This is a genomic window from Alienimonas sp. DA493 (assembly GCF_043951915.1).
Classification (GTDB): domain Bacteria; phylum Planctomycetota; class Planctomycetia; order Planctomycetales; family Planctomycetaceae; genus Alienimonas.
The window spans coordinates 19,851-32,926 of the sequence record NZ_JBINJD010000044.1 but is presented as its reverse complement, the minus strand read 5'-3'; the positions used below and the strand labels follow the sequence as shown (position 1 = coordinate 32,926).

The 13,076-nt window shown below is 72.3% G+C and carries 8 protein-coding genes and 1 pseudogene; 3 read left to right on the top strand and 6 right to left on the bottom strand.

All coding sequences use genetic code 11. The features are described 5' to 3' along the window. Positions 1 to 183, bottom strand: a pseudogene (locus tag ACG2DA_RS09055) (hypothetical protein); the annotation flags it as partial. Between the two features lie 266 nt (positions 184 to 449). Between ACG2DA_RS09055 and ACG2DA_RS09050 the strand changes: the two are divergent. After that, positions 450 to 3,131 (top strand): ATP-dependent Clp protease ATP-binding subunit, encoded by a 2,682-nt coding sequence (locus ACG2DA_RS09050; RefSeq protein WP_395255256.1) that lies wholly within the window; start codon positions 450 to 452, stop codon positions 3,129 to 3,131. Positions 3,132 to 3,226: 95 nt separating this feature from the next. Here the strand turns inward: ACG2DA_RS09050 and ACG2DA_RS09045 are convergent, their stop codons facing one another. Continuing rightward, positions 3,227 to 4,372 carry a hypothetical protein gene (locus tag ACG2DA_RS09045; RefSeq protein ID WP_395255254.1) on the bottom strand — a complete coding sequence of 382 codons (1,146 nt, stop codon included), beginning with the start codon at positions 4,370 to 4,372 and terminating at the stop codon, positions 3,227 to 3,229. Positions 4,373 to 4,446: 74 nt separating this feature from the next. Between ACG2DA_RS09045 and holA the strand changes: the two genes are divergently transcribed. After that, the gene (gene holA, locus ACG2DA_RS09040; RefSeq protein ID WP_395255253.1) at positions 4,447 to 5,454 is read left to right on the top strand and encodes a DNA polymerase III subunit delta; all 1,008 of its coding nucleotides are present in this window, start codon (positions 4,447 to 4,449) and stop codon (positions 5,452 to 5,454) included. 15 nt (positions 5,455 to 5,469) lie between these two features. Here the strand turns inward: holA and ACG2DA_RS09035 are convergent, their stop codons facing one another. Then, entirely contained in the window at positions 5,470 to 6,912 is a 1,443-nt protein-coding gene (locus ACG2DA_RS09035) for a pectate lyase (RefSeq protein ID WP_395255252.1), read from the bottom strand. Between the two features lie 394 nt (positions 6,913 to 7,306). Between ACG2DA_RS09035 and ACG2DA_RS09030 the strand changes: the two genes are divergently transcribed. Further along, positions 7,307 to 8,752, top strand: a complete 1,446-nt coding sequence (locus tag ACG2DA_RS09030) for a hypothetical protein (RefSeq protein ID WP_395255251.1) — start codon at positions 7,307 to 7,309, stop codon at positions 8,750 to 8,752. A gap of 114 nt (positions 8,753 to 8,866) precedes the next feature. Here the strand turns inward: ACG2DA_RS09030 and ACG2DA_RS09025 are convergent, their stop codons facing one another. From ACG2DA_RS09025 to ACG2DA_RS09015, 3 genes are all read right to left on the bottom strand, one after another. Further along, positions 8,867 to 9,889 (bottom strand): CNNM domain-containing protein, encoded by a 1,023-nt coding sequence (locus tag ACG2DA_RS09025; RefSeq protein WP_395255250.1) that lies wholly within the window; start codon positions 9,887 to 9,889, stop codon positions 8,867 to 8,869. Beyond that, on the bottom strand, positions 9,886 to 11,271 hold the full coding sequence (locus tag ACG2DA_RS09020) for a CNNM domain-containing protein (RefSeq protein WP_395255249.1): 1,386 nt from the start codon (positions 11,269 to 11,271) through the stop codon (positions 9,886 to 9,888). The genes ACG2DA_RS09025 and ACG2DA_RS09020 overlap by 4 nt, the downstream gene beginning before the upstream one ends. A gap of 76 nt (positions 11,272 to 11,347) precedes the next feature. Then, a complete protein-coding gene (locus tag ACG2DA_RS09015; RefSeq protein WP_395255248.1) occupies positions 11,348 to 13,072 on the bottom strand; it encodes an ABC transporter permease in 1,725 nt (574 codons plus the stop codon). Between the last annotated feature and the right edge of the window lie 4 nt (positions 13,073 to 13,076).

Here is a 13,076-nt window from a genome sequence, read left to right as displayed (position 1 = left end):
GCAGCGGGCCGCCCGGCCGGCCGGCAGGGCGGCGGCGAGGGCGTGCCGGATCGCTTTCAGTTCGCCCGTCAGGCCGGCGTCGTCCAGCACGAAGCGGGCGTGATCCTCCAGCACGCGCAGACCCTCCCGAGCCCGATTCTCGGCGGCGTCCAACAGACGAAGGGCGGGGGGCTCCGGGGGCATGCGGCAGGCGTCTGGCGAGGCGCGGGAACGGGGAGGTGACGGTCGGGGCGGTTGTGAGGGCGGCCCGGGCATTCTAGAGTCTCCGTCCCCTCCCGCCCCCCTCCGCGAGCGTCGGTCGACTTTCTTCCGGTCCGCCTCGCGGGCGTCGCCTACAATCTGCGGTCCGCCCGCTCGCTCCCCCCGGCTCCTCCGCCCCGGGGCGCCGGCTCCCGCCCCCGCGGCGGACGTATCGCACCGACCGACACGAAGAACACCCCGTCCCCGCTATGTACGAACGCTTCACGGACCGCGCCCGCAAGGTCATGCAGCTGGCCAACCAGGAGGCCCAGCGGTTCAACCACGAGTACATCGGGACCGAGCACATCCTCCTCGGCCTCGTCAAAGAGGGCTCCGGCGTCGCCGCGAACGTCCTGAAGAACCTCGACGTCGACCTCCGCGGCATTCGCCTCGAGGTGGAGAAGATCGTCCAGTCCGGCCCGGACATGGTCACGATGGGCAAGCTCCCGCAGACCCCGCGGGCGAAAAAGGTGATCGAGTACGCGATGGAGGAGGCTCGCAACCTCAACCACAACTACGTCGGCACCGAACACCTCCTCCTCGGCCTGCTCCGCGAGCAGGAGGGCGTCGCCGCCCAGGTGCTGATGAACCTCGGCCTGAAGCTCGAGGACGTCCGCGAAGAGGTCCTCAACCTGCTCGGCCACGGCTTGGAAGGGGGCGAGGACGACGAGGAGGCCGGCGGCCGCGGCGGGCGCTCCGGATCCTCCTCCAAGGGCGAGCGCGGCAAGCGGAGCGGCAAGAGCAAGACCCCGGCCCTCGACAGCTTCGGCCGCGACCTCACCGAACTCGCCAAGAACGGCAAGCTCGACCCGGTCATCGGCCGGGCCAACGAGATCGAGCGCATCACCCAGGTCCTCTGCCGTCGGCAGAAGAACAACCCCGTCCTGCTGGGCGAGGCGGGCGTCGGCAAGACCGCCATCGTCGAGGGCTTCGCCCAGATGGTCGTCGACGGCAACGTGCCGGACCTGCTCCGCGAGCGCCGGATCGTCGTGCTGGACCTCGCCATGATGGTCGCCGGCACGAAGTACCGCGGCCAGTTCGAGGAGCGGATCAAGGCCGTGATGAACGAGGTCCGCCGGGCCAAGAACATCATTCTGTTCATCGACGAGTTGCACACGCTCGTCGGCGCCGGCGGCGCCGAGGGAGCGATCGACGCCAGCAACGTCCTCAAGCCGGCGCTGTCCCGCGGCGAGCTCCAGTGCATCGGCGCCACGACGCTGGACGAGTACCGCAAGTACATCGAAAAGGACTCCGCCCTGGAGCGCCGGTTCCAGAAGGTGAACGTCGAGCCGCCCAGCCCGGAGCAGGCCGTCGAAATCCTCAAGGGGCTCCGCGAGCGCTACGAGAAGCACCACCGGGTCGAGATCACCGACGACGCGCTGCAGGCCGCCGTCGAGTTCAGCACCCGCTACATCTCCGAGCGGGCCCTGCCGGACAAGGCGATCGACGTGATCGACGAGGCCGGCGCCCGCATCCGGCTGAAGTCCATGGTCCGCCCGCCGGACCTGAAGGATCTGGACGCCGAGATCGAGCGGCTCAACGCCGCCAAGGAGGAGGCGGTCGCCAACCAGGACTTCGAGAAGGCCGCCGCCCTCCGCGATCAGGCCGATCAGGTCAAACAGAAGAAGGAAAACGCCACCGAGGAGTGGAAGGAGCAGTCCCAGCAGACGGACGGCACCGTCGACGAGGACGTGATCGCCGAGGTCGTCGCCAAGATGACCGGCATCCCGCTGACTCGCCTCTCCAGCGAGGACGCCGTCCGGCTGCTCGCCATGGAGGACGAACTGCACGAGACCGTCGTCTCCCAGAAGGAGGCCGTCAAACAGGTCTCCAAGGCGATCCGGCGCTCCCGCAGCGGCCTGAAGGACCCCAAGCGGCCCACGGGCATCTTCCTGTTCGCCGGCCCCACCGGCGTGGGCAAGACGCTGCTGGCCAAGACGCTGGCGGAGTTCCTCTTCGGCGAGGACGACGCGCTGATCCAGATCGACATGTCCGAGTACATGGAGAAGCACAACGTCTCCCGCCTGATCGGCGCCCCCCCGGGGTACGTCGGCTACGAGGAAGGCGGCCAGCTCACGGAGAAGATCCGCCGCCGGCCCTACGCCGTCGTGCTGCTGGACGAGATCGAGAAGGCCCACCCGGACGTGTTCAATATGCTCCTTCAGATCATGGAGGAGGGGCACCTCACGGACAGCTTCGGCCGCAAGATCGACTTCAAGAACGTGGTCCTCATCATGACCACGAACGTCGGCGCCAAGAGCATCGCCAGCGGGGCCGGCTTCGGCTTCTCCAAGCAGGGCGACGAGGACGTCTCCTACGAGAAGATGAAGGAACGCCTGCTCCACGACGTGGAAGCCGCCTTCAAGCCGGAGTTCATCGGTCGTCTGGACGATGTGATCGTCTTCCGCGAATTGAACCGGGAGAACCTGAAACGGATCGTCGATATCGAGCTGTCCAAGGTCCGCGAACGCCTCGCCGAACGCGGTCTGGCCCTCGAGATGACGGACGCCGCCCGCGAGTTCGTGATCGACAAGGGCTCCAACACCGAGTACGGCGCCCGCCCGCTGCGTCGCAGCGTGGAGCAGTACATCGAGGACCCGCTGTCCGAAGAACTGCTCCGCGGCGCCTTCGAGGGGCACAACTCGATCCTCGTGGACGCCGTCCCGCTCGAGGGCGAGGACGCCGACGAAAAGGACGCGAAGAAGCGGCTCGACTTCACCGGTCGGACCGTCGCCAAGCCGAACCTGCCCAAGAAGAAGGGAGCCGAGGGGAAATCGACCGAGCAGGACGAGAACCCCGCCTCCGGCGACGACGACAAGCTCGTCGGCGCCACCGTCAGCGACGACGACGCCGACGGCTACACGCCGGAGGACGAGGACGGCGACGAATAGTCGCGGCCCCCGCCGTCAGAACCGCCATCCGCCCGGCACGCTCCGCGTGCCGGGCGGTTTTTCTTCGCTCCCGCCGGCTGAGCGAACGTTCGCCGCTAGGCCGCGGCCCGGAGCAGGGCGGCCAGGGTGAGCGCCGCGTCGGCCGCCGGTCCGTGCGGAGCGGCGAAAATTACGCGGCCGGCCGTGCCCGCGGCGAGGACGCAGCCCTCCTCCACCGCCGTCCACAGGGCCGCCGGCGCGTCCTCCACCTCCCGCACCCGGCCGCCGGCGGCGGCGATCTTCAGCCGCAGTTCGTCCGCCAGTTCCGCGGCGACGGCGACCGTCGGAGCGTTCGGTTTTTTCGGTGCCCGCCGCACCGCGTCCGCGGCGAGCGTGCGGACCGTGTCCTGCCAGGGAACCGGCTCTCCGTCCGGGGCGAACGTCCGACAGCGGGCCGACGAAGAGTCCACGGTGAGTCGAATGTCTCCGCGGGACTCCCGCATGGTCTCCCGCAGTGCGGCAGCGTCGGCGTTCGGCGGGAGATCGACCGCCCGCAGATCGTCCGGCAGGGCGGAGAACAGGCGTGCGAATCGTGCTCGCACGGCCCGCGACGGGCTCGCCAGCGTGATGCGCAGGGCGGACAGCGTGCGGAACGCCGGCCACAGGGACGCCTCGTGTTCCGCCGCGGCTCCGCAGGGGTGCTCGGCGCCGGACCGCCGCTCGATCCGCGGGGTCTCGTTCAGCAGCGCCGCAGATTCGTCGGCCCTCAGCGGCCGGCCTCCGGCGGCGACGGGGATCAGCCCAGCGTGACCCGCCGGGCGGTCCGGGGCGGCGAGCCAGAGTCCGGCCGCGGCGCCGGTCTTTCGCACGGCGAACCGCATTGCCGGCTCCAACGCCTCCCCGAGGTGCAGCACGTCGCAGCCTGCCTGCCGCAGGGCCGCGGCGACGGCCGGCAGGAACGGGGCGTGCGTCGCCCGTTCGTCCCGCCCCAGCACGACGGCCGCCCGCGGCGGCAGCGTCGCGGCGAAGCGGGCGGCGAGGGTTGCGGCGTGTTCCGGAAGGAAGTCCGCCCCCGCCACGCCGCCGAACGGGTCGGGGCGTTCGCCCCCCGGGCGACGTTCCAGCCGGCGACGCAATGCGGGGGAGGCCCCCTCGAGATCGCCGACGTGCGGACAGCCGACGCAGCCCGCCCACCCGGACGCCAACCGGGCGAGGTGCGTTCCCCGAGAAATCGGCGCGGCGGCGGTCGGGCAGCGGAGCATTGAACGGGGATAGCACAGCCCGCGGGAGCGCCGATACTGCGGGCGACGACACCCCGCCGGCCTTCCTCTCCGCCATGCACGCCGCCGAGTTCCTCAAGCAGTCCGGCCTCGCCGCAGCCGACGTGCCGCCGGTGGTCGCGGTGCACGGGGACCAACGGCTGCTGGCCCGCCGGTGCGTCGACCGCATCGCCGCCGCCGTGCTGGGCGACGACGACGAACCGACCCGGCTCGACGGGGAGACCGCCGATCTCGCCTCGGCCTTGGACGAGCTGCGCACCGTCTCGATGTTCGCCTCCGCCCGGATCGTGACGGTGACGTCGGCGGACCGCTTCGTGTCGGACCACCGGGCCGGGCTGGAGCGTTACGTGGCGGCCCCGGCCGCCGGGAGCGTGCTGATCCTGGAGGTCTCCAAGTGGCCGAAGACGACGCGGCTGGCGAAGGCCGTCGCCAAGTCCGGCCTCACGCTGGAGTGCACCGAACTGAAGGGAGCCAAGGCGGCGGCGTACCTCGTCGGCGTGGCGAAGTCGGAGTACGGCACCGCGTTGGCCCGCGACGCCGCCGAGTTGATGGTGACGCTCGCCGGAACGGACCTGGGACTGTTGGAGCAGGAACTCGGCAAGCTGTGCGCCTTCGCCGCGGACCGCGATCCGAAGGCGGTGACGGCGGAGGACGTCGCGACGCTCGTGATGGACGGCTCCGTGAAGAACACCTTCGAGATGCTGGCCGAAGTCCGCCGCGGCAACGTCGGCGGGGCGCTGGCGGAACTCGACAAACTGCTGCTCGCCGGGGAGGCCCCGTTCAAGATCCTCGGCGGGATGAGCTTCGTGTTGCGGAAGACCGCCACCGCCGTTGACCTCTCCGCCGCCGACGGCAACCTCTCCCGAGCCCTGGCGACGGCGGGCGTGTTTCCGAAGGAGCGGGGCGAGACGGAGCAGTACCTGCGCCGACTCGGCCGAAAGCGGGCGGAACGGTTCCGCGGCTTGCTGCTCGAGGCGGACGGCGCCCTCCGCGGCGGCTCCGCGCTGCCGGACCGCACCGTGCTGGAGCGGTTGCTCGTGCAACTCGCCCCGACGGCCCGCTGAAGCTCGCGAGCGGCGTCACTCGGCGGCGTCCGCCCGCAGATACGCGGCGAGGGCGGTCATGTTCTCGGCGAACGTCCCGCTGGCGACGTACCGGTGGCCGGCCGGGATCTTCGCCTGCCCGTGCAGTTTGCCGCCTTGCGACAGTTCGACCCAACGCCCGGCGTCGTCCAGCGCGTCGACGGCGGCCCGGGCCTCCGCGGCAAGGTCCGACCGCTCCCCGCCGGGGCTCCGCCGGCCGGCTCGCGCCCGCTCCAGACGCCGGCGGAGCGCGGGAACCTGACTGTCCACCTTCCAGCCGTAGTGGTCGGGCAGGTCGCGGTCGTCGAAGGTGGGGCGGTACTCCCGGCCACGGCGTTCCATGTACAGGGGGCGGTTCGTCCCGAGCTCCAGATACCGCGGCAGCCGGCCGTCCGGCAGGGCGCTGCGTTCCAGATAATCTAACGCCGGGGCGATCGGGTCGAGGAACCGGGCCTCGCCGGTCGCCGCGTGCAGGGCGAGCAGGGCCTCGATCACGTCCTGCGTCTCCGACGTGGCGACGGCGGGCGGTTCGAACACGCGGGCCCACGCCGGTTGCATCTCCGGGTCGTACTGCTGCGCCCAGCCGGGCTGCGGGGCGGGGAGTTGGGAACGGAGGAGGAAGTCGCCGAACCGGCGGGCCGCGGCGTCGGCTCGGGCGGCGAGGTCCGGATCGCGTTCCGCGTAAATCTCGCGGGCCCGCAGCAGCGTGGCGACGACCTGTTCCGCGAGTCCGTCGTTGAGGGTGGGCAGGTCCCAATACTCCTTAATTCGCGGCAGCTCCCGCCAATCCTGCGGAATCGAGGCCCGCCGCGGGGGGACGCCGGTCGTGGGGCCGTCCCACACCTGCGGGTAGCCGCCGCCGGGGAACTGAGCCTCGATCAGGGCGTTCAACCCCGACCGGGCCGCCCCGGCGATCGCCTCGTGCCGGCCGTCGTGAGCGGCGTCGAGCCGCATCAGCAGGCGGAGGGCCGACGGCGTCTGGCCGTCGTCGAGGGAGGAGTTGTTCTTCCCGCGGCCGCGGCCGTTGCGGTAGGCGCCGGGGTCGCCCTGCGGGTCGAAGTCGATCTTGTTCGTCCAGCCGCCGGATCGCAGCTGGCCGTACGCCAACGCCTCGCCGGCGGCGGTCGCGGCGGTGAGGTGGGCCGCGTCGCCGGTCGAGGCGTGGGCGTCCAGGAACGCTTCCCCAACGGTTGGGGTAGCGGGCGGCTGCACCCAGATTTGCGTGGGCGTCGCCTCGCCCTCGCCCCAGCGCGTGCCGTCGTCCAGGTCCGTGTAGTAGACGTACCCGCCGCGGACGGCGATCTCCTCCGTGTAGAACCGCCCGGCCCGGCGGAGGGCGGCGATCGCCTCCGTCCGGGACGGCCCGTCCGCCAGCCCCGCGAACGCCGTCAGCGCCCAGAGAGCGACGACGGACGGGAGGGCGAGACGGCGGGCGGACATCGGGGCGGCGGGCGGTCGGCAGTCGAGGGCGGGTCCGGCCAGCATCCGGCCCGCCGCGGCGGCGGGCAAACGCCGCCGCGTCGGCCGCGGCCGGCGGCGGCTTGAGTCGATTTCGGATTTCCGACGGAAAACGCGTTGACCGGCGAAACCGGACTGATCTACCACCCGCCCCCGACGCGGCACGCCCCGCGCCCGCAGCTTCCCGAGCGGCTCCCGCCGCGGCGGAGGCGAGGGCGGACGGGGCAGGGGCCCTCTCCACCCCGCCGCGCGTCTGCCCCGCGTTCCCGCCGCCGTGCGGGGCCGCATCCCCCCCTGCGACAACCGAATCGTCCGCGTTCGCCGACCGGCCCCGTTGCGCCGTCGTCTGCGCAGACCTCCTCACGGAACAGGTGCGATGACTTCGCGTCCGACCCCGCGGCCCCGCCGCGCCCCGGCCCCCGTTCGCCCCGCGAACCTCCGTCCCCGACTGTTCGCCGGGCTACTGACCGCGGCGTTGGCCGCCGCGTCCGCCCCGACCGCCCCGGCTCAGTTCTACGACAGCGGCTGCGGGTGCTCCACCGCGAGCGCCTCGCCCTCCTACTACAGCTCCTACTCGACGGCGTCCTACGCCCCGGCCTCCTACGCCAGCGCCTACGGGGGCAGCTACACCACGGTGGACAGCTGCACGCCGATCTACCAGACCGCCGCCGTCGAGTGCGTGCCGGTCCAGCAGGTGCAAACCGTCGCGGTCTGCGAGCCGCCGAAGATGGTCGCCGTGCCCCGGCAGGTCACCGACCGCGTGCCGGTCACGAAGTACGTCGCCGTGCAGGAAACGGTAAAGCGCCCCCGGACCGTCACGCGGTATGAGGAGCGGGAGTTCACCGAGATGGTTCCGCAGACCGAAACCCGCACCGCGATGGCCCAGCAGGTGAACTACCGCCCGGTCGCCAACACGCAGACGGTGATCAAGGACGCCGGCTATTGGCAGACCCGCCGCATCGCCAACCCCAAGATGAGCCCCTGCCAGTACGACCCGCGTCCCGGCTTCGCCGGCTCGCTGAACCGGCTCGGCTACAACATCCGCAGCGCCTTCACCCCGCGCTACACCACCCAGCGGCAGTACGTCCCGCAGCAGGTCGCCTGCAACGTGACGACGCACAGCCAGGTCGCCGAGGTGACCCAGGTGCCGCAGACCTATCAGGTCACGAAGATGGTCCCGGTGATCAAGAAGCGGCAGGTCGCCGTGCAGGAAGTAGTGTGGGAAGACCAGAAGGTCACGGCGATGAAGCCGGTCACCGAGTACCAGGAGCGGACCCGCACCGTCTACAATTACCTGCCCAGCACCGACCCGGTCGCCGTGGCCTACCTGTCCGGCCGCGGCACCACCGCGACGGCCCTGCGGCCGGAGTCGGACTCCGACTTCGACAGCGTGCCGACCCGCTCCGCCGACGCCTCCAGCGATAAGTACAAGCGGGACGACTCGAAGGAGTTCGAAGACGCGAAGACCTCCTACAACCTGCCGACCCGCGGCTCCCGCCGGGTGAGCCGGCCGGTCGTGGAAGACCCCGCCCCGAAGGTGCGGATGCTGACGGACGCCGACCGCGAACGCCTCGCCGCCCTGAAGCTGGCCGCCCGCAGCCGCGGCGCCAATGACGAGCGGATGGCCGCCCGCCCGGCGATCGCCGCCCCGCCCGCCGGCAAGAGCGAACCGGTCCGCCGCCCGGCCGCCGCCGAGCGGAACGAGGCCGCCCCGACGCTGGTCGGCGCCGCCGGCCGGGTGCCGCAGGTCGACGCCGCCCGCCGTTGGGAAGCCTCCGGCCCGGCCCTGCCGATCGTGGCCCTGACCTCCAACGCCCTGTAGGACGCCTCCCGGGGCGAATCACTGGAGAGAACGACGGCGGCGGGGCCCTCCCCGCCGCCGTTTGTCGTTGTGCGGAGCGAAAACCGGCCGGGACGCGGTTCGGCGGCTCCCGCGTCACACACGGCCGAACAGTTCGCGCAGCAATCCGCGTTCGTGGAGAATGCCGACGACGCGGGCGCGGCCCCCGGCGTCCGGGCGGGAGACCAGCAGTCCGACGGCGTCCCCCTCGCGGCGGAGTTCCGCGAGCGCCTCCAACCGCGTCGCCCCCTCCGGGATGCGGGGCAGCGAACGCAGCCACTCGCGGGGCGGGCCGTCGCCCGCCGCCACGTCCACGGCCCGCACGTACCCGACGAACGGCGCCGCCTCGTCGCCGCCGTCGTCTCCGTCGCCCAGGTCGACCGCGGTGAGCAGCACCTCGCGGACGCCCAACGCCGCCGCCTTCGTCAGCAATTCCTCCCGGGTGCAGTCCAGCGGCAGGCTGACGGCCCGTTCCGGCGGGGCGGCCCGATCGCGGGCCCGGCCGGGGGCGGCGTGCAGCACGTTTTCCGTCAGTCGGTCCTGCACGTCGGTCAACAGCCCGGCCCGGTGGCCCTCGTCCAGCACCTCGATCAGCCGCCCGCGGCCGAGTACGCCGCCGACCCGGCGGGAGCCGCTCTCGCCGTCCCGTTCCAGCAGGCGGGCCAGCCCGGCGAGGGGAATGGCGACGGGCGCCGCGAGGACGTAGATCGCCAGCAGGAAGGAGCTTTGCCGACCGAGGAAGTGGGACGGGGCGAGGTAGCACAGCCGTTTGGGCAGCAACTCGCCGCAGACGAACACGACCGGGCTGATCAGCCAGGTGGCGATCACCTCCGGGGCCCCGCCGCCGCCGGGCGTGGTGACGGCCGCCACCGCCACGCCGACGGCCGCCGTCGTCAGGTAGTTCGCCACGTTGTTGCCGACCAGCAGCGTGGCGACGAACCGGGCCGGGTCCTCGGCAAACCGCAGCATGCGGGCCGCCCGCCGCTTGCCCGCGGCGGCGTGGAAGCTCAGCCGTAACGTGGAGACGCGGTAGAACGCCGTCTCCGCCCCGCTGAACTGGGCGGAGAGATACACGCCGAGACCGAACAGTCCCGCGGCGGTCAGCAGGGCGACCGTCATGCCCCGTCCCCCCGCCCGGACGACCGTCCGCCGCTGCGCGAGACCGCGGGGGAGACCGGTTCGTCGGCGACGCGTTCCACCCGGACCCGCCGCACGTCCGGGCCGACGACTTCCTCGACCGTCAGCCGCAGGCCGTGCCATTCGCAGCCGTCGCCGAGTTCGGGCAGCTGTTCGAGCTCTTCCAACAGCAATCCGGTGACGGTGACGGGGTCGGTTTCGGACAGGTCGTCCGGCAGGTCCAGCCGCTTGAGGAGGTAACGGAGCGTCGTCAGCCCGGCGACCTCCCAACTCGGCGTCTCGTCGGCGGACTCCTGCCGGAGTCGGATCGGGTCGCTCCGCAGCAGGCGGCGGGCGCGGCTGGCGTCCGGGCGGAGAACCGCGTCGACGACGTCGTCGAACGTGACGACCCCGACCGTTTCGCCGTACTCGTTCACCACCCCCGCCGCGGGGCGGCCGGTCTCCGACAGCAGCGCCCAGGCCGCCGCCGCGGAGGCGCACCACGGCAGGAAGGGCAGCGGGACCGCCCGGCCGTCCAGCCGGGGGTCGGGGTCGTTGGGGTCCGGGCCGAGCGCCGCCGAGGCGGAGTCCAGCATCAGCACCCGCTGGGCGTCCGCCGCGGAGGGGTTGGGCGGCGGGGAGCCGTCCTCCGGCGGCTCCGCCGGGTCGACCACCGCCACGAACCCGCCGGCGGGCGCCCGCCCGCCGAGATGCGACCGCCGCACCGGGCTCGGCAGCGTCAGGTAGGTGCCCCGCGGCCGCATGATCTCCTCGGCGGTGACGTTGGACAGATCCAGGAGGTTGCGCAGCACCTGCCGCTCCGGCCCGGCGAGTTCGCGGGTCGCCGTGGCGGCCTCGACGGCATGCTCCAGATCGTCGGCGCTGAGGTACTCCTCCGTCTCCAGCTTCGGCCAGAAGGTGCGGGTCAGCGCCCGGGTGAGGGCGTCCAGCCGCGGCGAGAGCGGGTCCACCGCCCGCACCGCCAGACCCAGCGGCAGCGCGACCAGCCCTGCGACCGCCTTCGGCGCCGCCACCGCGACGCTCTTGGGGAACACCTCGCCGAGCAGGATGATGCTGGCGAGCCCGCCCAGACCGACGATTCCCGCCGCGGTCGCGTAGCCCTCGTGCAGCATCGCCTCCGCCACCACGACGCTGACGACGAAGTAGGTCAGGTTCGTCAGCAGGTTCCAGAACAGCACCGCCGACAACAGCCGGTCCGGCCGGTCGAGCAGTCGGGCGGCGGCCCGCTGCGGGGCGGAACCGCGGGCCAGCTCCCGCTGGTCCTCCGGGGAGAGGAAGAACAGGGCGGTCTCGCTGCCGGAAAAGAACCCGCTGACCAGCGTGAGCGCCAGCATCACGAGCCCGCCGGGCAGCCACAGGGCCACGGGGGGGAATGCGTCCGGCACGGTCAGCGGCCCCGCCTCAGTTCAGTCCGGGATCTTCGAAACGGGGCTCCGCGGGTCACTCCTTCCCCCCGCCCAACGTGACGCCGAACTCGCTGACCGCCGGCACCAGCATCGCCGCGGCGGCGAAGCCGTAGGAGGCCCCCACCGCCAGTAGACAGCCGAGCGGTTCGTTCAGCAGGTAGGCGGTGATGGCGTAGAAGGTCATGAACGGCAGCACGAACGCCGCCGCGGAAAGGGCGTTGCTGGGCTGGCTCCAGTTGAAGCTGATCAGCAACAGCACCGAGCCGAAGCCAATGAACAGCAGGAAACTTTGGAACTGGAGGAAGAAGTTGCTGCGGGCCTCGATGAGCAGCAGCCAGAACACCGCCAGGCCGAGGCTCAGGAAAAACACCGTGCCGAGGCTGTGGGCGATCGCCCGGCGACTGCTGGCGTGTCCCGCCGCCGCGTGCAGACCGAGAGCGGCGCAGAACACCGCCAGCACCGCGTAGCCCAGCACGAGGTACACGAAGCCCTCCGCCCCCAGCGCCCCCCGCCACAGCAGCACGACCGCGGGGATCAGCGGGGCGAGCAGCACCTCTTTCGCATTGAACAGCACCCCGCCGAGCTTGCCGAGAGTGAACTCCCGAGCCGAAAGATCCGTGGCGAGCAGCAGTTCCAGGGTGTTGCCGTCGCGCTCGGTGGTCAGCGCGGTGACGGCCTGGGCGTTCACGAGGATCAGGCCCAACAAGCCGAGCCCGGTGAGCGTCGCGGCCGCGCCGACGCCGCCCTCCTCGCCGGCGGCGGGCAGCGCGAACGCCGCGGCGGCGCAGAGGGCGACGAAAGCCAGCTTGATGAAGATCGCCTTCCGCCCGTAGGCCCGCGTGCGGACCTCCCGCCACAGCACCGGGTTCGCCCAGACCGGCCGGGTCGAGGTACGGCGGGCCGTCGCGGCCTCCTCCGCGGCGGCGGCGTCCCCGGCGGGCTCGGGGGCGGGGACGTTCACGTTGCGGGTCGGGTTCCAGGCCCGCAGCCGCCAGACCGTCAGCCCGCCCAGCGCCGCGGCGAGCAGCGTCAGGGCCGCGACCGGCTCCAGCGCCGACACCGTCGCCGGCCCGGAGACCGTTCCCCCCGCCGCCGGGTTCATCAAACCGAGCAGCCCCCGAAACGGGTTCAGCGCCGCCGCCCACCGTCCGACCGGCGACCCCGCCCCGGCGAGCCGCACCGCCGCCTCGGTCGCCGCCAGCCAGCCGACGAGACCCAGCACGCCCAGGGCGAGGCTCTGAAACGTCTTCTCCCGCCAGAAGGCGCACAGGCTGCCCCAGGCGCCCGCCGCCAGCGACGCCGCCGCGCACAGGGCCAGCGACCAGACGATCTGCTCCACGCTCACCCCCCCGGCGAGCCGCAGCAGAAAGAAGACCGGCGCCCCGCAGGCGATCAGCGCCGCCACGCCCAGCAGGCTGGCGGCCAACTTGCCCAGCACCAGTTCGCTGCTGCGCAGGTCCGTCATCAACAACAGAATGAGGGTGCGGCGGTCCTTCTCCTGGGCGACGTTGCCCGCCGCGAACAGCAGGGCGAAGAACAGGCAGAGCGTCAGCTGGACCGTGGCGAGCAGCTGGAACGCCAGCGCCCCGAAGCGGGCCCGGCCCGCCGCGGACAGATCGCCGGTCAGGCCGACCAGCGCCTTCTCCGCCGTGTACAGCAGGACGAACAGGGCCAGCACGTAGCCCGCCCGCAGCACGAAGTGGCGGACCGACCGCGGGGCGGTGCGGGCCTCCCGGAGAAAAATCGGGCCAGTGAGCAACGGA